General features: G+C 72.0%; 24 protein-coding genes. 19 read left to right on the forward strand and 5 right to left on the reverse strand.

Annotated features, from left to right (window positions below):
- Nucleotides 1-32: 32 nt before the first annotated feature.
- Genes ACT01A_RS16735 through ACT01A_RS16745 form a run of 3 tightly spaced genes read left to right on the forward strand, consistent with a single transcriptional unit; the run spans nt 33 to nt 2,324 of the window.
- Nucleotides 33-926 carry a PAC2 family protein gene (locus tag ACT01A_RS16735; RefSeq protein ID WP_445148226.1) on the forward strand — a complete coding sequence of 298 codons (894 nt, stop codon included), beginning with the start codon at nt 33-35 and terminating at the stop codon, nt 924-926.
- A gap of 34 nt (nt 927-960) precedes the next feature.
- Nucleotides 961-1,659 (forward strand): N5-glutamine methyltransferase family protein, encoded by a 699-nt coding sequence (locus ACT01A_RS16740; RefSeq protein WP_445148227.1) that lies wholly within the window; start codon nt 961-963, stop codon nt 1,657-1,659.
- A complete protein-coding gene (locus ACT01A_RS16745) occupies nt 1,656-2,324 on the forward strand; it encodes a GNAT family N-acetyltransferase (RefSeq protein WP_445148228.1) in 669 nt (222 codons plus the stop codon). The genes ACT01A_RS16740 and ACT01A_RS16745 overlap by 4 nt, the downstream gene beginning before the upstream one ends.
- On the opposite strand, the gene ACT01A_RS16750 is transcribed toward ACT01A_RS16745, so the two are convergent.
- Nucleotides 2,321-2,803, reverse strand: a complete 483-nt coding sequence (locus tag ACT01A_RS16750) for an Lrp/AsnC family transcriptional regulator (RefSeq protein ID WP_445148229.1) — start codon at nt 2,801-2,803, stop codon at nt 2,321-2,323. The genes ACT01A_RS16745 and ACT01A_RS16750 overlap by 4 nt on opposite strands.
- 136 nt (nt 2,804-2,939) lie before the next feature.
- Between ACT01A_RS16750 and ACT01A_RS16755 the strand changes: the two genes are divergently transcribed.
- Genes ACT01A_RS16755 through ACT01A_RS16770 form a run of 4 tightly spaced genes read left to right on the forward strand, consistent with a single transcriptional unit; the run spans nt 2,940 to nt 7,856 of the window.
- Nucleotides 2,940-4,313 carry a cystathionine beta-synthase gene (locus ACT01A_RS16755; protein ID WP_445152841.1) on the forward strand — a complete coding sequence of 458 codons (1,374 nt, stop codon included), beginning with the start codon at nt 2,940-2,942 and terminating at the stop codon, nt 4,311-4,313.
- Nucleotides 4,310-5,386 (forward strand): PLP-dependent transferase, encoded by a 1,077-nt coding sequence (locus tag ACT01A_RS16760; RefSeq protein WP_445148230.1) that lies wholly within the window; start codon nt 4,310-4,312, stop codon nt 5,384-5,386. The genes ACT01A_RS16755 and ACT01A_RS16760 overlap by 4 nt, the downstream gene beginning before the upstream one ends.
- Nucleotides 5,387-5,445: 59 nt before the next feature.
- Nucleotides 5,446-6,291: a hypothetical protein gene (locus ACT01A_RS16765; RefSeq protein ID WP_445148231.1), complete on the forward strand. Its 846-nt coding sequence runs from the start codon at nt 5,446-5,448 to the stop codon at nt 6,289-6,291.
- Nucleotides 6,288-7,856, forward strand: coding sequence for a hypothetical protein (locus tag ACT01A_RS16770; protein WP_445148232.1), 1,569 nt, complete (start codon nt 6,288-6,290; stop codon nt 7,854-7,856). Before ACT01A_RS16765 ends, ACT01A_RS16770 begins: the two co-directional genes overlap by 4 nt.
- Before the next feature lies 1 nt (nt 7,857).
- Here the strand turns inward: ACT01A_RS16770 and ACT01A_RS16775 are convergent, their stop codons facing one another.
- The gene (locus ACT01A_RS16775) at nt 7,858-11,037 is read right to left on the reverse strand and encodes an ATP-dependent helicase (protein WP_445148233.1); all 3,180 of its coding nucleotides are present in this window, start codon (nt 11,035-11,037) and stop codon (nt 7,858-7,860) included.
- Between the two features lie 20 nt (nt 11,038-11,057).
- Here ACT01A_RS16775 and ACT01A_RS16780 point away from each other — a divergent pair, with 20 nt between their 5' ends.
- From ACT01A_RS16780 to ACT01A_RS16795, 4 genes are all read left to right on the forward strand, one after another.
- Nucleotides 11,058-11,909, forward strand: coding sequence for an inositol monophosphatase family protein (locus ACT01A_RS16780; protein ID WP_445148234.1), 852 nt, complete (start codon nt 11,058-11,060; stop codon nt 11,907-11,909).
- A gap of 3 nt (nt 11,910-11,912) precedes the next feature.
- Nucleotides 11,913-12,953, forward strand: coding sequence for a zinc-dependent metalloprotease (locus tag ACT01A_RS16785; RefSeq protein ID WP_445148235.1), 1,041 nt, complete (start codon nt 11,913-11,915; stop codon nt 12,951-12,953).
- 161 nt (nt 12,954-13,114) lie between these two features.
- A complete protein-coding gene (locus tag ACT01A_RS16790; RefSeq protein WP_445148236.1) occupies nt 13,115-13,702 on the forward strand; it encodes a hypothetical protein in 588 nt (195 codons plus the stop codon).
- A gap of 111 nt (nt 13,703-13,813) precedes the next feature.
- On the forward strand, nt 13,814-14,989 hold the full coding sequence (locus ACT01A_RS16795; protein ID WP_445148237.1) for an Mrp/NBP35 family ATP-binding protein: 1,176 nt from the start codon (nt 13,814-13,816) through the stop codon (nt 14,987-14,989).
- A 63-nt stretch (nt 14,990-15,052) separates the two neighbouring features.
- Here the strand turns inward: ACT01A_RS16795 and ACT01A_RS16800 are convergent, their stop codons facing one another.
- Nucleotides 15,053-15,313: a 4Fe-4S dicluster domain-containing protein gene (locus ACT01A_RS16800; protein ID WP_445148238.1), complete on the reverse strand. Its 261-nt coding sequence runs from the start codon at nt 15,311-15,313 to the stop codon at nt 15,053-15,055.
- Between the two features lie 373 nt (nt 15,314-15,686).
- On the opposite strand from ACT01A_RS16800, the gene ACT01A_RS16805 reads away from it, so the two are divergent.
- Complete coding sequence (locus ACT01A_RS16805; RefSeq protein ID WP_445148239.1) at nt 15,687-16,580, forward strand: NAD-dependent epimerase/dehydratase family protein; 894 nt, start codon at nt 15,687-15,689, stop codon at nt 16,578-16,580.
- 4 nt (nt 16,581-16,584) lie between these two features.
- Nucleotides 16,585-17,115: a hypothetical protein gene (locus ACT01A_RS16810; protein ID WP_445148240.1), complete on the forward strand. Its 531-nt coding sequence runs from the start codon at nt 16,585-16,587 to the stop codon at nt 17,113-17,115.
- A 12-nt stretch (nt 17,116-17,127) separates the two neighbouring features.
- On the opposite strand, the gene ACT01A_RS16815 is transcribed toward ACT01A_RS16810, so the two are convergent.
- Entirely contained in the window at nt 17,128-18,564 is a 1,437-nt protein-coding gene (locus ACT01A_RS16815) for an amidase (RefSeq protein ID WP_445148241.1), read from the reverse strand.
- Nucleotides 18,565-18,663: 99 nt separating this feature from the next.
- Between ACT01A_RS16815 and ACT01A_RS16820 the strand changes: the two genes are divergently transcribed.
- The 5 genes from ACT01A_RS16820 to ACT01A_RS16840 all read left to right on the forward strand — a co-directional run bounded on the left by ACT01A_RS16820 (nt 18,664) and on the right by ACT01A_RS16840 (nt 23,080).
- Entirely contained in the window at nt 18,664-19,326 is a 663-nt protein-coding gene (locus ACT01A_RS16820; protein WP_445148242.1) for a CGNR zinc finger domain-containing protein, read from the forward strand.
- The gene (locus ACT01A_RS16825) at nt 19,323-20,411 is read left to right on the forward strand and encodes a citrate synthase 2 (protein WP_445148243.1); all 1,089 of its coding nucleotides are present in this window, start codon (nt 19,323-19,325) and stop codon (nt 20,409-20,411) included. Before ACT01A_RS16820 ends, ACT01A_RS16825 begins: the two co-directional genes overlap by 4 nt.
- A gap of 313 nt (nt 20,412-20,724) precedes the next feature.
- Nucleotides 20,725-21,042 carry a helix-turn-helix domain-containing protein gene (locus ACT01A_RS16830; protein ID WP_445148244.1) on the forward strand — a complete coding sequence of 106 codons (318 nt, stop codon included), beginning with the start codon at nt 20,725-20,727 and terminating at the stop codon, nt 21,040-21,042.
- A gap of 59 nt (nt 21,043-21,101) precedes the next feature.
- Nucleotides 21,102-22,436, forward strand: a complete 1,335-nt coding sequence (locus ACT01A_RS16835) for a cytochrome P450 (RefSeq protein WP_445148245.1) — start codon at nt 21,102-21,104, stop codon at nt 22,434-22,436.
- Nucleotides 22,433-23,080: a TetR/AcrR family transcriptional regulator gene (locus ACT01A_RS16840; protein ID WP_445148246.1), complete on the forward strand. Its 648-nt coding sequence runs from the start codon at nt 22,433-22,435 to the stop codon at nt 23,078-23,080. Before ACT01A_RS16835 ends, ACT01A_RS16840 begins: the two co-directional genes overlap by 4 nt.
- Here the strand turns inward: ACT01A_RS16840 and ACT01A_RS16845 are convergent.
- Complete coding sequence (locus ACT01A_RS16845) at nt 23,033-23,755, reverse strand: MOSC domain-containing protein (RefSeq protein WP_445148247.1); 723 nt, start codon at nt 23,753-23,755, stop codon at nt 23,033-23,035. The two genes, ACT01A_RS16840 and ACT01A_RS16845, sit on opposite strands and share 48 nt — an antisense overlap.
- A gap of 20 nt (nt 23,756-23,775) precedes the next feature.
- Between ACT01A_RS16845 and ACT01A_RS16850 the strand changes: the two genes are divergently transcribed.
- Complete coding sequence (locus ACT01A_RS16850) at nt 23,776-24,573, forward strand: SDR family oxidoreductase (RefSeq protein WP_445148248.1); 798 nt, start codon at nt 23,776-23,778, stop codon at nt 24,571-24,573.
- Nucleotides 24,574-24,626 lie beyond the last annotated feature (53 nt).

Here is a 24,626-nt window from a genome sequence, read left to right on the forward strand (position 1 = left end):
GTGGCGGCGCGGATGACGCTACCGTCCTGCTGATGCAGCCGCTCATCTGGGAGAGCAGGCCCGACGGCCTCCGGGCTCCGGCGCTCGTGTGCGCGTTCACCGGCTGGAACGACGCCGGGGACGCCGCCTCCGCTGCGTTGCGCTTCTTTGGGGCGTCGCTGGGCGCCACGCGCTTCGCGCAGATCGACCCCGAGGAGTTCTTCGATTTTCAAGCTACGCGCCCGCGCGTCGAGCTGGTCGACGGCACCACGCGCGAGCTCCAGTGGCCGTCGGTTGAGATCTACGAGGCTCGCGTCCCGCGCGCGCCGCGCGACCTCGTGCTGCTGTCCGGGCCCGAGCCGTCCTTCCGCTGGCGGTCGTTCACGCAGCTGATCGTGGACTTGGCGGAGGCCTTGGGAACGCAGATGGTGGTGTCGCTCGGCGCGCTGCTGGCCGACGTGCCGCATTCGCGACCGGTCGGAATTACGGGGCTGTCGAGCGACCCGTCGTTGCTGGATGGCCACGAGCTGTCGCCGACGACCTACGAGGGCCCGACGGGGATCGTCGGTGTCCTGCACGCCGCGTGCCAGGAGGCGGGCGTGCCGACCGCCTCACTCTGGGCGTCGGTACCGCACTACGTCGCCGCCGCGCCGAACCCGAAGGCGGCGCTCGCGCTGGTGCGCAAGTTGGAGTCCTTGGTCGGGGTGACCGTGGACGCCGAGGAGTTGGAGCTGGCGTCGGCCGACTATGAGCGGCAGGTGTCCCTGGCGGTGCAGAGCGATCCGGACGTGCAGGCGTTCGTGGAGCGCTTGGAGCGCACGGCGGCTGAGGAAGAAGAGGAAGCCGACCCGACCGAGCTTCCGTCGGGCGATGTGATCGCGCGCGAGTTCCAGCGGTTCCTGCGCCAGCGGGGGCCGGAGGGCCCGGACGTCGCGGGCGGCCGCTGAGGCCCTGGCCTCGCGGCTGGCGGCCGCGGGGTTCGTGGCGGCCGAGGAGGAAGCGGACGAGCTGCTCGCTGCCGCCTCTGGCGCGGAGCTGGAGGCGCTCGTCGAGCGCCGCCTCACCGGCGAGCCGCTTGCCTGGATCACCGGCACCGCACCGTTCCTCGGGCGGACGGTGGTCGTCACGCCAGGCGTGTACGTCCCACGGTGGCAGACCGAGCTGCTGGCGGAACGCGCTCTCGAACGGTTTCCGTCGGGCGGCGTCGCGATCGACGTCTGCACCGGCAGCGGCGCCCTGGCCGTCATCCTCGCCTCCCGCCCCGCGCGGGTCTACGCGACCGATCTCTCGCCTGAGGCGGTCGAGTGCGCGCGCGCCAACGGCGTTGACGTCTACCTCGGCGACCTCTTCGCGCCGCTGCCTGACGGCGTCGTCGCGGACGTTGTGACCAGCGTCGTCCCCTACGTCCCGACCGGCGAGTTGGGGCTGTTGCAGCGCGACACCTTCACCTTCGAGACGCCGCTTGCCTATGACGGCGGTCCGGACGGCTGCTCGCTGCTGCGCCGTGCGCTGAGTGGCGCTGCGCGCCGTCTTCACTCCGGCGGCGCGCTGCTGCTGGAGCTGGGCGGCGACCAGGCGTCTCTGATCGCCGATGATCTCGAGTACGCGGGTTACGAGGACGTGAGGGTGTTGAAAGACGAGGACGGCGACGTGCGCGGGATCGAGGCGACGAAGGCATGACCGACCTGTCGTCCTACTCAGGGGCGCGCCTGCCCGGTGGCACGCCCTTGCTCGGTACGCGCGTTGAACTTCATCGTCTCGATCCTGCCATCCACGGCGACGATCTCTGGGCTGCTCAGTCTGTGGGCGATGCACGCCTCTGGGAGTACCTGGCGTACGGGCCGTTCGCCGACATCTCCGCGCTTTTGGCACACCTTCGCGCGCAATCCGTTGCAGATGACCCCTGGTTCTACGCGGTCATGGTCGACGGCGCAGCGGCCGGCGTCGTCTCGTTCCTGCGCGGCGATGCCCCAAACGGCGTCATCGAAATCGGCCACATCTGGTTCGGTGGCGCGCTGCAGCGCACGCCTGCGGCGACCGAGACGGTGTTCTTGCTCGCGCGCCACGCGTTTGAAGAGCTCGGCATGCGGCGGCTGGAGTGGAAGTGCGATGCGGCTAACGCCCGCTCACGCGCTGCGGCCGCGCGGTTTGGCTTCACCTACGAGGGCACGTTCCGCCAGCACATGATCGTCAAGGGGCGCAACCGGGACACCGCGTGGTTCTCGATCGTGGATGGCGAGTGGCCGGCGGTGGCGCGCGGCTTCACCGCGTGGCTGGACCCAACGAATTTCGACGCTGACGGCGCGCAGCGCACCTCGCTCGCGGCGCTGCGCGACGGCGCCTAGCTCGGGTCCGCCGCGCCCCAGATCCCCGGGCCGCGGCGGTGCTCGTAGATCAGCGACGTCTCGGCGTGCGCGACCGCCGGGTCGCTGGCGAGATGCTCGACCACGAACTCGCGCAGGTCCTGCGCGTCGGCGGCGGCGAGCCAGACGAGGTAGTCCGTCGCGCCCGCGAGGTGGAAAACGGTCAACACGCCGGGGAGCTGGCGGACGTTGGTGGTGAACGTCTCGATCTGCTCGCGGTTGTGGACGGTCAGCCGGACCGCGACCATCGCTTGCAGCGGGCGGCCGAGCGCGGCGAGGTCGATCTCGGCGTGGAAGCCGCGCAGGATGCCGCCCTCACGGAGCTGCCGTACGCGCTGGAGGGCGGTGGACGGCGCGACGCCGACGCGCTCGGCCAGGCGCGCGTTGGAGATGCGGGCGTCGGTGGAGAGCACTTCGAGGATCGCGCGGTCGGTCTCGTCGAGACGCAGGTCGTTCGGCATAGACCAGATCGTTACAGATCTAGCCGAATGATCTTCGATTCCGTTACGAAATTGCAACGATTCTGCGGAGACCTGGTCGACACGCCGAAGAGATGCTTCACTGAAGCGCATGGAACCCGCCTCGCTCGCCTCACGCGTGGACATCCGCGACTCGATCCTCGAAACGGTCGGCGACACGCCGCTGGTCCGGCTCTCGCGCGTGGGCGCGGGCCTCACACCGCAGCTCGTGGCCAAGGTCGAGGCGCTGAACCCGGGCGGGTCGATCAAGGATCGTGCGGCGCTCGCGATGATCGAGGCCGCTGAGCGCGAGGGCCTGTTGCGCCCTGGCGGGACGATCGTAGAGCCGACGTCGGGCAACACCGGCACCGGCCTGGCGATGGCCGCGCGCCTCAAGGGCTACCACGTGATCGCGGTCATGCCGGACAAGATGTCCAAGGAGAAGATCGACCTCCTGCGCGCCTATGGCGCCGAGGTCGTGGTCTGCCCGACCAACGTGGAGCCGGAGTCGCCCGAGTCCTACTACTCGGTCAGCGACCGGCTGGCGGCTGAGATTCCCGGGGCGTTCAAGCCCAACCAGTACTTCAACCCCAACAACCCGGCGGCGCACTACGCCTCGACGGGGCCCGAGATCTGGGAGCAGACCGGCGGCCGGATCACGCACCTCGTCGCGGGCGTCGGCACCGGCGGGACGATCAGCGGGATCGGCCGGTACCTCAAGGAGCGCAACCCGGACATCCAGATCATCGGGGCCGATCCGGTCGGGTCGATCTACGCGGCGCCCACGCCGGAGGACGTCAAGGGCTACCTGGTCGAGGGCGTTGGTGAGGACTTCTGGCCGGAGACGTTCGACCGGTCGATCGTGGACCGGTGGATCCGCGTGAGCGACCGTGACTCGTTCCTGACGACGCGTCGGCTGGCGATGGAGGAGGGCATCCTCGCCGGGGGCTCGTGCGGCACCGCGCTGTGGGCTGCGCTGGAGGCGGCGCGCGAGATCGACGACCCCAACGCGCTGGTGGTCGTCGTGCTGCCGGACGGCGGCCGCTCATACCTGTCGAAGATCTTCAACGACGCGTGGATGACCCAGTACGGATTCCTGGAGCGCGCGGGCGACCTGGCGGTGGGCGACGTGCTGCGCCGCAAGGCCGATGGCTCCGCGCTGCCGTCGCTGGTGACCGTCCAGACCCACCAGAAGGTCCGCGACGCGGTCGCGCTGCTGCACGAGCACGGCGTCTCGCAGCTTCCGGTGGTCTCGTCCAAGGATCCGGGCACGGTCGTCGGGTCGGTCGGAGAGCGGGGACTCCTGGCGCGCGCGGTCGCTGAGCCGGCGCTGCTCGGGGCGGACATCGTGGCGGTGATGGAGTCGCCGTTGTTCGCGGTCTCCTCCGACGACCCGGTACGCGAGGCGGTCGAGCTGCTGGTCGGCGAGCGGCAGGCGCTGATGGTGATGGACCACGGCCGGCCGGCGGGCATCGTCACCCGCGCTGACCTGCTGGAATCGCTGGCACGATGAAGTTCGCCACACGCGCGGTCCACGCCGGCCTGGAGCCGGATCCGAGCTATGGGTCGGTCATCCCGGGCATCCACCAGACCTCGACGTTCGCGCAGCCTGCGGTCGGCGAGTTCGTGGAGGACTTCGACTACGCGCGCAGCGCCAACCCGACGCGCGCGGCGCTGGAGGTCGCGCTCGGTGAGCTGGAGGGCGGGCTGGCGTCGTCGTTCTCCTCCGGGATGGCGGCGACGCACGCGCTGATCAGCGCGGTCTGCTCGGCGGGTGACCACGTCGTGCTGCCCAACGACCTCTACGGCGGGACCTACCGCCTGGTCGACAAGGTGCTGACGCGGTTCGGGTTGACCTACACGTTGGTCGACCAATCTCAGCCGGGGGCGGTGCTCGCCGCGCTCACGCCCGCGACGCGGCTGGTCTGGGTCGAGTCGCCGACGAACCCCTTGTTGAACGTCGTTGATCTGCGCGCCGAGATTGCCGCCGTGGGCGATCGCGCGTTCGTCGCCGTCGACAACACGTTCGCGACGCCGGTCAACCAGCGGCCGCTGGAGCTGGGCGCGGATGCCGTCGTGCACTCGGTGACCAAGTACCTCGGCGGTCACTCCGACACGGTTGGCGGTGCGGTGGTCGTGAAGGATCCGGCCGTGCACGAGCAGGTCCGGTTCATCCAGAACTCGGTCGGCGCGGTGCCCGGACCGTTCGACTGCTTCCTCGTCCACCGCGGGCTGCGGACGCTGCACCTGCGCATGGCCGCGCACGCGGCGTCGGCGCAGGCAGTCGTGGGATTCCTGCGCAGCGCGCCCGGCGTCTCCGAGGTCCGCTGGCCGGGCTTCTCGGGCATGGTCTCGTTCCGTCATCCGGATGCGATCGGCATCGCGCAGCGCACGAAGCTGTTCACGCTGGCCGAGTCGCTGGGTGGGGTTGAGTCGCTGATCGAGGTCCCGCAGGCGATGACGCACCAGTCCGTCGAAGGTTCCGATGCGGCCGTGCCGGCGGATCTCGTGCGACTGTCATGCGGCGTCGAGGCGCCCGAGGACCTCGTGGACGACCTGCACCGCGCGATCGGTGCGGGCGCTTGAGCGACGCGTAGCACCACGAATCGGGTGTCATCCGCCGGACCGGCGGGAAGAGATCGTCCATGCCTCGTCCCATGGACCTTGGCCGCGCTGTGCTCTTCGCCGGCTCCGCGCTGCTGCTGATCTCGCTGTTCACCGAGTGGTACGACATCGGCCTGACCGGCTGGGAGGTCTTCGAGACCCTCGACCTCGTGCTCGCCGCGTTGGCCATCGGCGGCATGGTCGCCTCCGTCCGGCCCGACTTGCTTCCGCCCTGGTCCGGCTTCGCCCTTCCGGGCGCCGCGGTCTTCATCGTCGCCGTCCAGCTCATCGACGGTCCGCCCGCGGCCGGCGGCGCCAGCCCGTCCGGCGGTGCCTGGGTCGCTCTCGCCGGTGCGTTTCTGATGGGCGCGGGTTCCGCGCTGTCGCTCTCTGCGATCTCGGTCACCGTCCAGTTCCGCGAGCGCGATATCCGCCGCCGCATCCCGGCCGTCGACCGCCGCAACGAGGACCTGGACCTCGCCGCCGACGACGACGGGCGCACCGAGGCTGACGGCGACGATGCTCCGCCCGAGTCGCTCTTCGCCTCCGGCCTCCCCGGCGGCGAACCCCGTCGCACCGGTCGTTTCAGCCCGCGCTCCACCGACCCCGAGCCGGCCACCACCGCAGCTCGCACCGACCCCGCGACGGGCGACGCCGCGTCCGCGTCCAGCGCCTCGGCTCGCGGTGGCGCGTCTACGTCCAGCGGCGCGGCTCCCAGCGGCGCGGGCGACGCCGATTCGTCGCTCGGCGGTGCTTCCGCCCGCAGTGGCTCTCCCCGCGCTGGTGCCGACGCGCCGCCGGCGAGTGGCGGCGGTGCGGCGGATCTGGAGCGCACGCAGCCGTTGGCGGCTCTGCCTGACGACGCGGACGAGCCGGAGCGCCCGTGACGGCGGACGCGGACGCTTCTGCGCACAGCGCCCGGCGCGGCCGCTCGCCCTTCGAGCTGCTGCGGTTCAGCGCCACGCCGGTCCCGGGTGCGCTCGTGGTCGTGGAGATCGAGGGTCGCGTCGCGACCGCGTCCGGACGCTTCGCGCGTCGGCCGGTGCTCGTCGTCGAGCCGGCTGGGGACGGCCCGCGCCTCGAGCTCGCGCCGTCGCGCTCCACGCTGGACGGCGACCGCTGGCAGGCCGCCTACGCCATCCCGGCGGAGGCCTACGACGCGGCGGCGGCGCGCTTCGCTCTCGGCCTCCGTGGCACCCTGCTCGACCTGCCGGCGCCCGACGAGCCGTCCGCGCCCGACCGCCAGACGCTCCTCGCTCGCGAGGCCAACAGCCTTCGTCGTCAACTCGAAGCCGCCGAGGCTGCCACCGCCTCCGCCCGCGCCGAGGCGATCGCTGCCGCCGGCGAGCTCGGTGCCGCCGTCTCCGCCTCCCGTGACGAAGCCCTCGCCGAATCCGCCGAGCGCCTCTCCGAGCTCGAACGCGAAGTCGTCGAGGCGCAGCGTCTCGCTGCCTCCGACGCGGCCGAGCTCCGTGCCGCCCACGAGGCGGCGCTGGCGGCGAAGGACCGCGTGCTGGAGGAGACGACCGCCCGCCATGAGGCCGCGCTCGCCGAGGCGCTCACCGTGAAGGACCGCGCGCTGCAAGAGGCGGCCGCGCAGCACGACGCTGCGCTCGCCGAGGCCCGTGCGGCCGACGACCGAGCACTGAAAGACGCGACGGCGCGTCACCACGCCGAGCTCGCTGAAGCGCGCGCCGTGCGGGAGGCGGAGGTCGCCGAGCTGCACAGCGCTCACGAGGCCGCGCTGGCCGCCAAGGACCGGGCGCTGGAAGAGGAGGCCGCGGCCCACGACGCGGAGGTGGCGCAGCTGCGCGGCGCGAACGGCGAAGAGCCGCAGGATCAGGAGCAGCGGCGACGGGCGGCCGATGCGCAGGCGAGAGCGTTGGCCGCCGAAGAGGGGATCGGCGTTCTGCGGGCGGAGCTCGCCGAGGAGCGGGAGCGGTCGCAGGGACGGATTGGCGAGCTGGAGCTCGAGCTGGAGGCCGCGACCAACCGCTTGGAGGCGCTGCGGCGCGCGGCGGAAGGCGATGCCCCGGAGACCGCCGATGTGGCGCGGATCGTGGATCTCGAACAGCAGCTGGCTGCGGCCAACGCGCGGGCCGAGGCGTTGCGCCGCGCGGCCGAGGCGGACGCCCGAACGGAGCCGCGCTCGACGGGGCTCTGGGCCGGCACCCCATCGGCCGACGCGGAGGTCGGCGACGGGGAGGACGAGACGCGGGTGCTGCGCCGTGCGGGCGATCAGGATCCGGAGCGCACGCAGATACTGGCCGCTGTGTCGGACGAGGAGATCGACGAGACGCGGCCGTTGGACACGAGGGAGAAGCCGGTGCTGCCTCTGGCGCGCGGGGCGCTGCCGCGGCACGAGGAAACGCGAGGGCCGGGCGCGTACGTCGCGGTCGGCGCGTTGATCGTGTTCGTGGTGGTGTTGCTCGCGCTGCTGGTCTTCTTGTAGGTCAGCGCTCGGCGGCGGGGCAGGCGATGCGGAAGTCGCAGATCGAGCAGGCCCCGTAGGAGGGCGTGGGCTCAAAGCCCTGGCCGAGGATGCCGTCGGCGACCTCGCGGACGGTCTCCTCGATCCACTCGGCGTCGTTGGCGTCGTCGGGCAGCGGGACCTTCTGGTCGTCCAACACGTACAAGTACGACTGGACGCTGGACTCCAACCCCCAGGCCTGGCGGGCGGCGACGGCGTACAAGGCCAGCTGCACGTCGTCGCGGAGCTGCGCGGCGGCCTTTGGGCGGCCCGTCTTGTAGTCGATCAACTCGTAGCGACCGTCGGCCATCCGGTCGACGCGGTCCACGCGCCCGCGCAGCGTGTGCTCGCCGATCTTGAAGTTGAAGGACTTCTCGAACCACATCGGCTCGCTGTCGTCGGCCTGGAAGCGCTCGTGGTACTTGCGCAGCGCCGCCTCGGCCTTGCCGTGCAGCTGGCGCTCCTCGTCGGTCGGGCCGAAGCCGGACCGCCGCCAGCCCGCCTCCAACAACCCCAACATCTCGTCGACGCTGGTGCCGCCGCTCTGGTGGTAGCGCTCTAGCACCTGGTGGACGACGATCCCGAAGCGCTGGTTGATCGTCGGCTCCTGCGGGACCCGGAAGACGCGCGCGAACTTGTACTTCAACGGGCACGTCCGGTAGGTCTCGATGTCGGAGGCCGACAGCGCCAGCCCCTCGCCGCGACGCGGCAGGAAGGGCAGCAGCGATGGCTCGTGGCGCGCGGCGGTCGCCTTAGCCCTCACACGCGCGTCGCGCTCGCCGTCCAACAACACGTCGTCGAGGGTCGACGTCTGGAGGATCTCGCGCTGCTGCGCGGTGGCCGCGTGGAGGATCGCCGCGTTGATCCCCGGCAACGCATCGGCGACGTCCTGTCCGGCCGGGCGGGCGTGAAGCGCGGCTAGCTTCAGCAGCTCCAGGTAGCGCGTGACGCCGTGGGCGACGTCCAAGTCGGTGTCCAACCGCAGCTCGCCCAGGCGCGCCCCGATCTGCTGAACATCGCTCAGCAGCTCGTCGCGCAGCTGCCCGATTGCCGCGTGCAACGCCTCGTCGGGCCCGAAGAGCTGTTCATCAACATCTTCCCACTCCTCGCCGAGCGCCTCGCGCGCCTCTTCGGCAAACGGGGACGGATGCTGCGGTGCGCCGCGCTCGGAGGACCCCGCGAACGCCAGCACCAACCCCTCGCGGGCGCGGGTCATCGCGACGTGCAACACGCGCCGCATCTCCGCGACGTGCGACGTGCGCGTATCGGGTGGGGCGATCGACAGCTCCGCCGGGATCGGCTCGACCAGCACGCGCCGCGCACCGGGCATCCGCGAGGACTGCAAGCCGCATACGAAGACGTGGTCGAACTCCAGGCCCTTGGCCGCGTGCATCGGCAAGACCGCGACCGCGTCGCCCCGTGGCGGGGCCCCGTCGTCGTCGGCCTCCTCGCCGTCGCCGACCCCGCCGCCCGCTTCGGCCACTGCCGCCAGCCAGCGCGCGAACTCGCGCGGCGTGGCCTGCGGCGCGCGGCGCACGTAGGACGCAGCAAGTTCCCCAACATGGGCCAGCGACACAAGGCGCTCAACAACGTCGGCCTGCGCCGCGAACACCTGCGAGCGCCGCAATCCCAGCCGCTCGATCAATCGATGGACGAACAGGTCGGGCCGCGTCGTGTCCAAAGCACCCGCCGCCTGCCGGTGCAACTTCAAGAACGCCAGCACGCGCTCGCGCGCTTCCGGCGGCAGCTGCGGCGACTCGGTCGCCGCCACCAGCCCGCTCACCATGTCCAACTTGCGGCGCTTGGCAATTTGAATGCATCGCGCGAGGTCGACCGAGTGCAGCTCGATGGGCGGCCGAGCAAGAGCCCGCACAACGGCGCCTGCGTCGTTCGGGTTGACCAGCAACCGCATCCAGGCCAGGACGTCGCGCACCTCGGCCTGCCCGAAGAACGCCGCGGCGCCCGCCAGGCGGAACGGCAGCGCGCGCTCCTCAAGCGCCACCGCCAGCTCCTGGCCCTCTGACCGCACCGACCGCACCAAGATCCCGATCCGGCCCGGCGCCACGCCCTCGCGCACCAGCCGCTCGACCGCCGTCGCCACGCCCTGAGCCTGCGCGCGCTCGCCGGCGCAGCGCCAGAAGCGCACATCGCCGCCACCGCCCGAGCCGACGCGCTCCGGCGCCTCGGCCAGCCGCTCCGCGATCGGCGCGACGACCGCCTCGGCCGCCGTCACCACGCGGTCCGGACAGCGCCAGGAGCGCTCCAACCGCACCACCTCGACCGGCCGCCCGCCGATCCCGTCGGCCAGCAGCGCCTCCAGACGCGCCGCCGCGCCGCGCGGCTCCTCGACCGCCTGGTCGTCGTCGGCCGCGCACACGATCGATCCGTGCTCGGCGGAGATCAGGCCGACCACCCGCAGCTGCGCCGGGGTCAGGTCTTCAAGATCATCAACAAGCACGTGGCGCCAGCGCCCGGCGACCCGCGCCCGCACGTGCGGCCGCTGCTCCAGTAGCTCGCACACCCGCAGCACCAGCTCGCCGAAGTCCAGGAGCCCTTGCTCCAGCAGCAAGCGATCGTGCGCCTCGTACAGCCGCGCGAACTCCCGCTCGCGCTCGGCCCGGTCCGAGACGTCCTCGGCCGGCAGCGCCGCCGCCCACTCGGAGAACCGCCCGTTGCGCACGCCCGCGTCCTTCAGGCGGTCGATCCGCGCGATCAGCGCGCCGAGCACCGCCGCCGGGCGCCCACGCAGGTCGTGGTGGCGCAGCGTGAGCTCGTCGACGCGATCGAGCAGCAGCGCCAGGCGGTCGGCCGGCGTCGCGGTCACCGCGAACGGATCCACGCCGGCTTCCAAAGCCTCGTCGCGCAAGAGCCGCGCGCACATACCGTGGATCGGCATCACCGGCAGCTCCTCGAACGGCCGGTCGCCCAGGGCGTCCTCGACCCGCGTGCGCAGCGCCTCGGCCGCCGGCGCTCCGCGGGTCAGCAGCACGATCTCCTCGGGCGTGACGCCGGAGGCGACGAGCGCCGCGAACCGCGCCACCAGCGCCTGCGTCCGTCCGCTCCCGGCCCCGCCCAGCACGACCAGCGGCCCGCCGCGATGCGCGGCGACCGCGGCCTCCGGCGAGGACACCGGGCGTGTGATGGCGCCGGGGGAAGCGGGCACGACCCTAGGATATGGCCCTGATGACCGCGCACCCTGCTCTCGACCACGACTGGCTCGGCGCGTGCCGGGCGGCGGCCGAGGGGCTCCGGGCGGTGCTGCGCGAGCATCCGACCAGCACGGAGCGCGTGATCGAGACCGGTGAGACCGGCGAAGGCGGCGACAAGACGCTCGTCATCGACGCTGAAGCTGAGGAGCGCGTGTTCGACGCACTGCAGCACGTGCACGACAACGGCGCGCGCTTCACGGTCGTCTCCGAGGAGCGCGGGACCGTCGACTTCGGCTCGCCCGACCTGCTCGTCGTCGTCGACCCAATCGACGGTTCGCTGAACGCCAAGCGCGGGCTGCCGCACCACGCGCTGTCGGTCGCCGTCGCCACCGGCACGACCATGGCCGACGTCGTCTTCGGCTTCGTCTACGACCTCGGGCCCGGCGAGGAGTGGCGCGCGACGCTCGGCGGCGGCGCCTACCTCAACGACCGCCTGATCGACAACCCGCCGCCCGAGCGCCGCACGCCTGACGGTCGCCTGGAGCTGATCGCGGTCGAGTCCGCGGACCCGCGCTGGCTGGCGAAGGCCTCCGACGACCTCGTCGCCGCGACGCGCCGGATCCGCGCGATGGGGTCGATCGCGGTCTCGATGTGCCAGGTCGCGGCGACGCGTGTGGACGCGATGGCGTCGCTGGCCCGCACACGGGCGGTTGACGCGGCCGCTGCACAGCTGATCGTGCGTGAGTCCGGCGGGCACGTCGCCTTCTTGGGCGCGCCGGGCGGGCCGCTGGGCGCGCCGCTGGATCTGGAGCCGCACCACCCGGTGGTCGCCGCGCGGACAGCGGAGTCCTTGGCCGCGCTCGAGCAGCTCCCGGCGGTCTTCTAGCTCATGCAAGTCGACTGGGAGCTCGCAGCGCGGATCGCCCGCAGCGCGGCTAAGGACGATCCGGCCAGCACGGTGCCGGACGGCCTGGCGCAGATCGCCGACGCCGCCCGCGGGCAGATCGTCGCGGCGACCGGCCTGCAGCCGCGCGCCGAGCTGCCGCCGGCCGAGTGGGTCGGACGCGGCGCGTGGATCGACGCGAACCTCAAGACGATGCGCGCGACGCTCGGGCCGGTGCTCGAGGAGGCGACCGATGGCGTGCCGAAGGACGGGCCGCTCGGCGCGCTCCAGAACGCAGGCGGTTCGGTGGCCGCCGCCGAGCTGGGCGCGCTGCTCGGGTTCTTCTCCCGGCGCGTCCTGGGTCAGTACGAGCTGTCGCTGGTCGACCCCGAGGCGCCGCCGCGGCTCCTGCTGGTCGGGCCGAACCTCGATCGGGCCGCGGGCGAGCTGGGCGCCGATCGCGACGAGCTGGTCACCTGGGTGACGCTGCACGAGGTCACGCACGCGGTGCAGTTCGGCGCGGTCGACTGGCTGCAGCCGCGGCTGGGCGCCGCGCTGAAGGAGCTGCTCGGCGCGATGGACGTCAAGCTCGACCCGCGCAAGCTGCTCGACGTGCGGCTGGACGACCTCAAGGCGCTGGCCGACTCGGTCCGCGAGGGCGGGCTGGTCGGGGTGGTCATGGGCGCCGAGCGCAAGGCGGTCCTCGACCGCGTGCAGGGCACGATGGGCCTGGTCGAAGGCCACGCGGAGTGGGCGATGGACCGCGCGGGCGACGAGGTCCTCAAGGACGTCGACGCGCTGCGCGCCGCGATGGACCGTCGCCGCGAGGGCCGCGCGCCGCTGCTTCGGATCATCGACAAGCTGCTCGGCTTCGACCTCAAGCTCAAGCAGTACCAGCAGGGCCGCGTGTTCTGCGACGCCGTCGTGGCGGCGCGGGGCGACGCGGGCCTAACCGAGGTCTGGGCGGCCGAGGAGCTCGCGCCGACCTCCGGCGAGCTCGCGCTCCCGGCCGCGTACCTGGCGCGGACCACGCCCCGCGCGGCCTAACGGCGCCCGACGCGTCGTTCGCTACCGACCGTTTCGCATCTCGAACCGGCGTTCGCACTGTAACCCGTCGTACGGACGGGTTTACAAACATGTGTTCGCCGGATACGCTGGAGGCGAACAACGACTTAGAACTAACTTCCTTAGATACCGAGGAGCCCCGCATGCCGACGACCAACACCTCCGCCACGACCCGCAAGGCCAACGCCACCAAGCGTTCGACGACCGCCAAGAAGGCTGCTGCCACGCGCGCCGCCAACCAGGGCGCCGCCGCGCGCAAGACGACGGCCGCCTCCGCCAAGCGCACGGCCGCCGCCGAGGCCGAGGCCGCCAAGACGCGCGTCGACGTCGTCACCGAGTACGCCGAGCGCGCCGCGCACGTGCAGGTCGGCGCCGCCCTCGTCGCCCGTGACGCGATCACCGAGACCCTCTCCTCCGTCCGCGGCATCTCGCGCGACACGGTCGAGAAGGAGCTGCAGGTCCAGCGCAAGCGCCTCGAGGCCGAGCTCAAGCGCTTCGAGCGCCGTGGCTCGACCGAGGTCAAGCGCATCGAGCGCGACGCCAAGAAGGCCCGCACCCGCGTCGAGAAGGACGTCAAGTCCCTGCGCACCGACGCCACCAAGCAGCTGAAGCCGATCACCTCCCAGGCCGACCTCGTCACGGCGCGCGTCGAGAACCTGGTCCAGACCGGCCTCACGGGCGCCCAGAAGGCCGCCACGACGGTCCAGGAGCGCATCGCCTCCGTCGCCTAGGCGACCTGGCCTGGCCATATCTCCTCCCCTGGCGAAGGGTCATCCGGCAACGGGTGGCCCTTCGTCGTCTCAGGGCGAAGGTGCGCGTTTGACTTTGCGACAATGGAGCACATGGCCTCCCCCTCCCGCGACGAGATCCTCCAGTCGCTGACCGCCGTGATCGATCCCGAGCTGCGCGAGAACATCGTGGAGCTGGGGATGGTGCGCTCGGTCGAGATCGCCGCTGACGGCAGCGTCGCCGTCATCGTCTCGCTCACCACCGCCGGCTGCCCGATCCGCAACCACTTCCAGACCGCCGTCGCCAAGGCCATCAAGGGCCTGGGCGTCGCGCAGGTGTCCGTCGAGTTCGACGTCCTCTCCGAGCAGGAGAAGGGCGCGCTTCAGCAGAAGCTCGGCCGCGGCGGCACGCTGCCGACCGGCGCGCTCGCGCAGGTCTCCAACGTCGTCTGCGTCGGATCCGGCAAGGGCGGCGTCGGCAAGTCGACGCTGACCGCCAACCTCGCCGCGGCGCTCGCCGCTGACGGCAAGAAGGTTGGCATCCTCGACGCCGACGTCTGGGGCTACTCGATCCCGCGCATGTTCGGCCTTGGCGGCGACCGCCCGCCGGTGTCGCCGGAGCGCAAGATCATCCCGCTGGAGTCCCACGGCGTGAAGATCATGTCGATCGGCTTCTTCGTTGCCGAGGACTCGGCGGTCGTCTGGCGCGGCCCGATGCTCCACAAGGCCTTGACGCAGTTCCTGGAGGACGTCGACTGGGGCGAGCTGGACTTCCTGCTCGTCGACCTGCCGCCGGGCACCGGCGACGTCTCGATGACGTTGGCTCAGCTGCTGCCGGACGCGAAGTTCCTGCTCGTCACCACGCCGCAGCCGACCGCGCAGAAGGTCGCGCGCCGCGCCGCCGAGATGGCCCACAAGGTCTCGCTCGACATCGCGGGCGTGATCGAGAACATGTCCGGCTTCACGACGCCGGGCGGCGAGCGCTTCCAGATCTTCGGCGAGGGCGGCGGCCAGGAGCTGGCCGACGAGCTCGACGTCCCGCTGCTCGGCAAGGTCCCGCTGACGATGCCGCTGCGCGAGCAGGCCGACGCCGGCGCGCCGCTGGTCGGCACCGATCCCGACGATGCCGCCGCGCAGGCGATCCGCCAGGCCGCCCGCGGCCTGATCGCGCTGATGCCGGTCGAGCTGCCGATGATGGCGGCGGCTGTCGCGCCGGCGCCGAGCACGGCGTCGCCGCTGGAGGTCATCCCGCCGAAGCCCAGCGGGTTGTCGCTCCCGATGGCGGGCTAGCTAGCGCAGGTTCACCATCGCGCCGCCGCGATCAAGCGGCGGCGCGGGCGCTGTGGGGCGGGCCTACTTCTTGAAGTAGTCCGCGTTGATCTGCACGAACTTCGACCACTCGTCCGGGACCTGGTCTTCGGCGAAGCAGGCGTCGACCGGGCACGCCTCGACGCAGGCGTCGCAGTCGATGCACTCCTCCGGATCGATGTAGAGCTGATCGACCTTGTCGTAGTCGGGCTCGTCCGGGGTCGGGTGGATGCAGTCGACCGGGCACACCTCGACGCAGGAGTTGTCCTTGGTGTTGACGCAGGGCTCGGCGATCACATAGGCCATAAGGGGGATCCTCGTACTGGTTCAGACGGGGGTTGGACGCGGCATTCTGCCAAAGCCGGGCCGCGTGGTGGTTCACGCACTCCAACTGCGGGTTTCTGGGGGCCTTCTGCCCTGAAGTCATGCAATACGTGGCGGCCGGATCGATCGCTGGTGGATCCGGGCAAGCTGGACGGTGGCTGAGGGTGTCGTCCAGCAGGTTCCGTGCATGTCCACGCCACCCCTTACAGAACAAGTTTCCTCCGGCAGACGTGCGCGCCGGACCATCGCCCGCGTCCCGACCCGGGTCGTGTGGCTGGTCGCGGACCTGTCTGCGATCGCGGTCTGCGCGCTGGTGCTGCTCATCCGTTAGCTGCGCCCGTAGTCTGAGGGGCGCATGCTGCTGCTCACCGGCGCCACCGGCCTCGTCGGCTCCGCGGTGCTGCGCCGCCTCACGGCCGCGCGCGTCCCCGTCCGCTGCCTGGTCCGCGATCCACGGCGCCTGGGCGCCGAGCGCGTCCGCGTGCAGATCGCGCTCGGCGACCTCGCCGACCCGCCGTCGTTTCGCAATGCGCTGCGCGGGGTGACGACCGTCGTGCACCTCGCGGCGGCGATCCGCGACCAGCCGCGCGGCTCGATCGAGGAGCTCAACGGGATCGCAACATGGCGGATGGTGCAGGCCGCCGAGGCGGCAGGCGTCACGCGGTTCGTGTTCTTCAGCGCACTTGGCGCGAGCGCCCATGACCGCACGCGCTTCCTGCGCGCCAAGGCGCTGGCCGAGCAGGCCGTGACCGAGAGCGCGATCTCCGAGCCGGTCGTCGTCGCGCCGTCGATCGTCTACGCGCCCGGTGACGTCTTCATGACGCTGCTGAGCCGGATGGCGGCGTTGGCGCCCGTCGTCGCCGTCAGCGGCCGCGGACGGGCGCGCTACCAGCCGATCTGGGCCGACGACGTCGCCGACGCCGTGATCGCGCTCCTGGGGGCCGAGGGCGAGGCGCTCCAGCCCCGCTACGAGCTCGCCGGGCCCGAGGAGGTCGACTACACCGAGATCACGCGGCGCCTGCTGGTCGCCGCCGGCCATCCGCGCCGCCTTGTCCACGTCCCGACGCCGATCGTCTCCCGCGCGCTGCGCGCCACCGAGGCGATCCTGAAGTCCAAGGCGCCCGCGACCTGGGACGAGGCCGAGCTGATGGAGGTCTCGATGGTCACGCCCCGCGGAACGGCAGATGCGCAACTTCTGGGTGTGTCGCCGAGTTCGATGGCCGAAGTGCTCGACCTGCTACCGGTGTAGGGGAATGCCCTCGACGTTCGACATCACCAAGACGCGCGCTGCGGCGCTGCTGGCCGTCTGCGCGCTGGGCGCCGGGGGTGGGCTGCTGGCCGGCTGCGGCGGCGACTCCGAGAACACCTCCGACGACACGGTCCCGACCGAGGTCACGACGGCGGCCGACGGCAGCGCGGTGACCGTGCCGAGCGAGACCGACTCCGAGACGGTCACGGCCGGCGACGTCCAGACGCTGCCCGCGCCGACGACCACGGGCTCGGGATCGAGCGGCTCCTCGACCACGTCCTCCACGGTGACCGGTACCTCCAAGACGACCTCCACCGTCCCCGGCGGCTCACCGTCGACCGCGCCCGACGACCCGGGCGGCCAGGCCGCGCCGGAAGACAACGGACGCACGACGACGTCGGGCTCGGGTTCGGGCTCCTCCGGCGGCTCTAACGCCGACCAGGACCCCGACTGCAAGCCCGGCACCGGCCCAGGTCAGCCGCTCCCGCAGTGCGAGCCGGTCAGCGGCGAGGACGCGCAGGACAACGAGGGCTAGCGCCTCGCGGCGCTAGAGCGTCGGGCGCCGCTCCGACCAGGGGTGGGCCGCCTCGAGCTGCGCGGCGAGCGCCAGGAGCGCGCCCTCGCCCGCGGGCTGGCCGATCAGCTGGACGCCGAGCGGAAGGCCGTCCTCGCGCTGGTAGAGCGGCAGCGAGATCGCCGGCGCGCCGGAGATGTTCAGTGGCGGCGTGAACGGCGTGAAGGCCGCGGAGCGCGTGAAGGCGCCCATCGGGTCGTCGGCGTTGAGCGGATCGAGCGTGCCGAGCGTCACCGGCGCCTCGGCGAGCGCCGGCGTCAGCAGGACGTCGTACTGGGAGATCCAGGTCACCAGCTCGCGCCCGACGCCGTGCAGCTGAAGCTCAGCGGCGAGGGCGTCGATCGAGTTGATGGACTTGCACAGCTGGAAGAGCGCCCAGGACAGCGGCTCCATGTCGTCGGCCGTCGCCTCGCGGCCCGCGATCATCTCGGCGAGCTTGATCTGCGTGCAGACCGCGGGCCCGAAGGACGCGGTGAAGACCGCCGACAGCTCCGGTCGCGACCACGGCGGGTCAGCCTCGACGACCTCGTGCCCGAGCGACTCCAACAGCGCGCCGGCGTCCTGCATCGCCTGCACGCAGACGGGATCCACGGGCGCGTCCGGAACCGGCGAGAGCGCGCTCATCGCGATCCGGAGCTTGCCGGGCTCGCGGCCCGCGGCGGTCGCGAAGGACTCGGCCGGCGGCGGCGCCCACGTCATGTCGCCCAGCTCATAGCCGGCCAGGAGGTCCAGCAGCTCGGCCGTCTCGCGCACCGTGCGCGTCAGCACGCCGTCTTGCACGAGCAGCATGTGTCCGACCTCGGGCGCCAGCGAGATCCGCCCGCGCTGGGGCTTCAAGCCGACCAGGCCGTTGCACGCGGCCGGGATGCGCGTCGACCCGCCGCCGTCGTTGGCGTGGGCGATCGGGACCATCCCGGACGCGACCGCCGCGCCTGAACCGCCGCTCGACCCGCCCGGCGTGCGCGACTGGTCCCAGGGGTTCCTGGTCGGCCCGAAGCGCGCGGTCTCGGTCGTCGGCAGGATGCCCCACTCGGGCAGCGTCGTGGTCCCGACGATCACGAAGCCGGCGCGCTTGAGTCGCGCGACCACGTTGTGGTCGTAGGGCGCGACGAAATCCCCGACGAAGTTGGAGGCGAACGTCAGGCGCTTGCCGGCGACCGCGCGGTTGTTCTTGATGGCAATAGGAACGCCCGCGAACGGCCGCGGGTCGTCCGGCCCGATCCCGTCGGCCTCCGCGAGCGCCTCCTCGGCGAACACGTCGACGAACGCGTTGAGCGTCGGGTTCAGCTCGGCGATCCGATCCAGGGAGGCCTGGACCAGCTCGCGGGCGGACAGCTCGCCCGACCGGACGGACCCGGCGAGCTCGTGGACAGGACGGAACAGGAGATCGGCGCCGGCGGCGGTGGACATGCGCGGACCCTACTCCGACGCGTCCATCGCGCCCACCTGCGCGTAACCCCTTGATCACAAGTTATGTGGTTACATGAGCGAAGCTCACGCCGCCCGCTCATGCCCGACCGCGACCTCCCTGACGACCTCGTCCTCCCGCTGACCAGCGGCGAGCCGTGGTGGTATTGGAGCGGCGGTCGCCCCGCGGTCGACTTCGTCAACACCCACCGCGAGCGCTGGCGGCGTAACGTCGAGACGCTCGTCACCCCGCGCGACCTGGCCAACTGGCTCGTGGGCGCCGGCGTGATGGCGTCCGACGCCGACGCGCTCGTCACCGCCAAGGTCCTGGGCCAGGCGCGCGACCTGCGCGAGGCAATCGACGCGCTCGTCGTCGCCGCGATCGCCGGCGACCCCGCGCCGGCCGAAGCGATCACGCTGATCGACGACTGGCTGGTCTTCGCGGGGGCACGCCCGCAGCTGGTCGTCGGCCCCGGCGGCGTCCCGCACCTGACCGAGCGCGCCGCGGCCGACTCGCCGCGCCGCGCGCTGGGCATGGTCGCCCTGGATGCCGCGCAAATGCTCGGCACGCCCGAGCAGCGCGGCCGGATCCGGATCTGCGCGTCGGAGACCTGCTCGGGGCGGTTCTTCGACCGCTCGCCGGCCGGTGTGCGCCGCTGGTGCTCGATGCGCACGTGCGGCAACGAGGCCAAGGCCCGTAGGCACAGGGCGCGCCAACGCGAGGGCGCGACCGCAACAACTTCAACAACAACAGGAGCGACATGACCAACGTGATCGAAGGGGTCCAGTCCGGTCTGGAGGGCGTCGTCGCCTTCGCGACCGAGATCGCGGAGCCCGACAAGGAAGGCGGCGCGCTGCGCTACCGCGGCGTCGACATCGAGGACCTCGTCGGTGAAGTCCCCTACGAGAAGGTCTGGGGCCTGCTCGTCGACGGGTCCTTCGCCCCGGGCCTTGCGCCCGCCGAGCAGCACCCGCTGACCATCCGCAGCGGCGACCCGCGCGTCGACGTCCAGGCCGCGATCGCCGCGCTGGCGCCCGAGTGGGGTCTGCAACAGCTGATCGACATCACCGACGAGCAGGCGCGCAACGACCTGGCGCGCGCGTCGGTCATGGCGCTGAGCTTCGTCGCCCAGTCCGCCCGCGGCCTCGGCAAGCCGTGGGTGCCGCAGGCCACGATCGACGAGGGCGGCACGCTGGCCGAGCGCTTCTTGATCCGCTGGCGCGGCGAGGCGCACCCGGATCATGCGAAGGCGATCGACGCCTACTGGATCTCGGCGGCCGAGCACGGCATGAACGCCTCGACGTTCACCGCGCGCGTGGTCGCGTCGACCGGCGCCGACGTCGCCGCTTCGCTGTCGAGCGCGATCGGCGCGCTGAGCGGCCCGCTGCACGGCGGCGCGCCGTCGCGCGTGCTGAAGATGCTCGACGAGGTCGCGCAGCTCGGCGACGCCGACAAGTGGGTCAAGGACGCGCTGGACCGCGGCGAGCGCCTGATGGGCTTCGGCCACCGCGTCTACCGCGCCGAGGATCCGCGGGCGCGTGTCCTGCGACGGACCGCAAAGGAGATCGGGTCGGAGCGCTTCGAGGTCGCCGAGGCGCTGGAGCAGGCCGCGCTGGCCGAGCTGAAGGCACGTCGCCCGGACCGCGTCCTGGCGACGAACGTCGAGTTCTGGTCGGCCGTGGTGCTCGACACCGCGCGGGTCCCGCCGGAGCTGTTCACGTCGATGTTCACGTGCGCGCGGGTCGCCGGCTGGTCGGCGCACATCCTCGAGCAGAAGCGCGAAGCGCGCCTGATTCGGCCGACGGCGAAGTACGTCGGACCCGGGCCGCGGCCGGTTTCGGCCGTCTGAGACGAGCGGCAACGTGCCTGAACGTCCAGCGGGCGTTCAGGTGCTTAGCCATGGCTCTTTACCCGTTAAGTGGCGCCGGCGCCCTGGACGAATCCAGAACGCCGACACCTGCGGAAGAGTCGCCGTGCGACGCTGCTTTCACAACAGCCACGCGGCGAATGCGAAGGGTCGATGGTCCCAGCGCATGAAGCACACCGTAATCGAATACGGTGTCGTGTGCAAACCGGGACGTCTGTATCTGAAAAGCGTGCCGCAGCGCGTTCCGGTGCCGTAACGCCACCGATGCCCTCCGCTCCCCTAATGTCGCCGGTTCGTGGACCATCGTGCCGGGGAGCGTTTGGGGTCGCTGTTGGCGGAGATCCGCCATCCCATTCGGCTGCCCATCCTCCTGGCGCTCGCCGATGAGCACCTCAGCCCGTCGCAGCTCGCCGAACGTCTGGACGTTCCGCTCGACACCGTCGTCTACGCCGTTAGGGCGCTGCACCGCGCCGGCTTGATCGAGCTCGTGCGCGTCGAGCCCGCGGGTGTGGGGGAGAACACGGTGCGTCGCGTCTACCGCGCGCTGAGGGCTGACTGGCATCGCGTCGTTGAAGTGCTCAGCGAGTTCGTGCCGGATCCGAAACCTGGCTAGCGGCGCTCCGGCGTCGCTATTGACATCCCGGTCAGTATCCGAATACCCTCCGGTATCTCATGGAGGCCTCGACCGCACCCCTGCCGCGCGTCGCCAAGCGCGCGCCCCTGCCGCCCGGCCCGCGGATGCCGCGGGCCATGCAGACGATCGGCTGGCTGAGCCGGCCGTTCCAGTTCGTCGAGCGCGCCCGCGCGAACTACGGCGACACGTTCACGATGCACATCGCGCGCGACACGTTCGTCGTGCTCAGCGATCCCGCCGACGTCAAGCAGGTCTTCACCGGCGACCCGTCGGTCTTCCACGCCGGCGTCAGCAACATCATCTTGCTGCCGTTCCTGGGGCACAAGTCGGTGCTCCTGCTCGATGGCGCCGCGCACATGAGCCAGCGCAAACTGCTGCTGCCGCCGTTTCACGGCGAGAAGATGCGCCGCCACGTCGACCTCATGCGCGAGATCGCGGCCCAGGAGATCGCGCAGTGGCCGCGCGGCGTGCCGTTCCAGGCCCACCCGCACATGCAGAAGGTCACGCTGGAAGTGATCATGCGGATCGTTTTCGGCGTCGACGAGGGTGACCCGCGGCTGGCCGAGCTGCGCGGGCGCCTGCGGACGCTGCTGGAGTCGACGGTCTCCACCAAGCAGCTGCGCAAGCTGTTGGTTCTCGGCCCCGAGCGGGCCGACAAGCGGCGGATCTTCGGGCCGGTGCTCGACCCGGTCGACGAGACGATCGCGGCGATCATCGCCGACCGCCGCACGCACGACGACCTCGAGGATCGCGACGACGTCCTCTCGATGCTGCTGCTGGCGCGCCACGAGGACGGCTCGCCGATGGATGCCGTCGAGCTGCGCGACGAGCTGGTCACGCTGCTGGTCGCCGGCCACGAGACGACGGCGACCGCGCTGGCCTGGGCGCTGGAGCGGCTCGTGCGCCACCCGGCGATGTTGGAGCGGCTGACCGACGAGGTCCGCGCCGACGAGGGCGACGAGTACGTCGACGGCGTGATCCGCGAGACGCTGCGCCTGCGGCCGGTGATCCCGTTCGTCGGGCGCAAGCTGTCTGAGCCGCAGACGATCGGCGGCTGGGACCTCCCGGCGGGTGCGCGCGTCGCGCCGTCGATCCACCTCGTGCACCGCCGCGAGGACATCTACCCGGAGGCGGCCGCGTTCCGGCCCGAGCGCTGGCTCGGCACGCGTCCCAACCCCTACACCTTCCTGCCGTTCGGCGGTGGCGTGCGCCGCTGTCTGGGCGCGGCGTTCGCCGAGACCGAGATGCGCGCGGTGCTGGCCGAGGTCGTGCGCAACGTGCGGCTCGCGCCGGCGCGGCCGGAGAGCGAGAAGGTCGGCCGGAGGGTCATCACGCTCGTTCCGGGGCGCGGGGCTGAGATCATCGCCACGTGACCGAACGCCTGACGCGCAAGCAACGCCAGGAGCACACGCGGACCTGCCTGCTGGAAGCGGCGGCCCGCGTGTTCGCGCGGCGCGGGCTGGCGCAGGCGTCGGTGGACGAGGTCGCGGCCGACGCGGGCTTCACGAAGGGCGCGGTGTACGCGAACTTCGGCTCCAAGGAGGAGCTCTTCCTGGAGATGCTCGACCGCAAGTTCGCCCAGCGGCTGGACGACCTGGGAGCCGTGCTGAGCACCGACGCGCCGGCGGAGGAGCAGGCGCGCGCGGCGGGCCGCGACTTCCTGGCGGCCATCAGCGGCGACCCGGACTGGGGGCGGCTGTTCGTGGAGGCGGCGCTGCACGCGTCGCGCCACGAGGCGTTCCGCGAGAAGCTGCAGGCGTCCTACGCGCAGATGCGGGCGTCGATGGTCGAGCTGCTGCGCGCGCGGGTAGAGGCCGAGGGGATCGAGCCGCCGGTGCCGCTGGAGGAGCTGGCGATGATGTTCTTCGCGATGGCCAACGGGGTCGGGTTCGAGCGGCTGGTCGAGCACGAGAACGTGCCCGACGACCTCTTCGCGACCATGTTGGGGTTGTTCACCCGTGGCGTGTGGTCAGCGCAGCAGGACGGCGTCGCCGACGGCGATCCGGCCGGTCCCTGAGCTCAACCGCGCGTTGATCCCGAAGTACCCGTCGTGGTGGCGGGTGAGCCACTTGAGGATGTTGGGGTCCTTGGTCGTGGTGTCCGGGTCGCGGGTGGGGATGACGCAGCGGATGCACGGGTGCAGGAGGTCGAGCGTGACGTCGCCGACTTGAAGTTGACGGCCTTCCCACTCGTTCTCCACGTAGGCGGGCGCGTCGTCGAGCACGACGTGGATGTTGGTGCGGAACCGGCGGAGGTCGAGTGGGCCAAGGACCTGGCTCACCGCGTCGAGCGTCGCCTGGGTCGTGACCAGGACCGAGTCGTTGAGGTCCTGCATGAGGGCCTCGTCGCGGCGCAGGGTGATGGCGCGGCCGAGGTCGTCGCTCATCGCGGTCGCGAGCGCGGGATCGTCCCAGGAGTAGGTCGCGCCGTCTGGTGCGGTCACGATCGGCAGCGGCACGGCGTCCGGGTCTAGCGCGTCGCCGGGGAGGCCGTCGTAGCGCGCGTGCCAGCGGAGCATGCCGGGCGCCTGGCGGACCGTGAGCTGCCGCGGCGCGTCCTTGAAGGTGTCGTACAACGCGTGTGCGCGGTCACCCGCGATGCCGCGCGCGTCGAGCCGCAGCGCGTCGGCGTCCTCGCCCGCCAGCGACTTCACCGGCCAGCGGTGGAGGGACGCGACGGTTCCGCGGGGCACAGACGTATCGTAGGGCGCGCGTGAGCGGCCTCCTGATCACCGGCGCCTCGGGGTTCCTCGGGAGCGCGCTCATGGCCGCCGCCGGGCCAGGGGCGGTCGGTCTGACCTCAGCGACCGACGTGCGCGACCTCGCCGCGTTGAGCGTCGCCTTCGCCGACGCCGCGCCCGCCGTCGTCATCCACACCGCCTACCGCCAGCACGGGCCGGAGGCGGCGGCGATCAACGCTGACGGCGCGGGCAACGTGGCGCGCGCCGCGCAGGCGGTGGGGGCGCGGCTCGTGCACCTCTCCAGCGACGTCGTCTTCCCGGGCGACGGCGACCGCGCGCTGCGCGAGGACGATCCCGTTCGCCCCGTGACCGAGTACGGCGCGACGAAGGCGGCCGCCGAGCGTCTCGTGCTGGCCGCCGACCCCGGCGCGCTGCTCGTGCGCACCTCGCTGATCGTCGGCGGCCCGGGCCACGCGCCCTCGCCGCACGAGCGCCTCGCGTTGGCCGCGGCCCGCGGCGAGCAGGACGTGCAGTTCTTTACCGACGAGATCCGGTCGGCGATCCAGGTCGACGACCTCGCGCGCGCCCTGCTCGCGCTCGCGGAGACCGATGCGCGCGGGGTCGTGCATCTCGGCGGCCCTGACGCGGTCAGCCGCCTTCAGCTCGCCGAGCTGGTCGTCGTCGCCGCCGGCCTCGACCCTGCGGCGCTTCGCAGCCGTCCGGCGCCGCCGGACCGTCCCCGCCACTGCCCGCTGGACAGCCGCCGCGCGCTCGCGCTGCTGGCGCCGGATCGCCATCCGCGCGGCGTCCGCGCGGTCTTTGCGAGCTGACGACGTCCGCGCTCGGTCACCACAGCTGCTGAGCAGATCTCCGTGGCCGACCA

The organism is Baekduia sp. Peel2402, assembly GCF_052567285.1.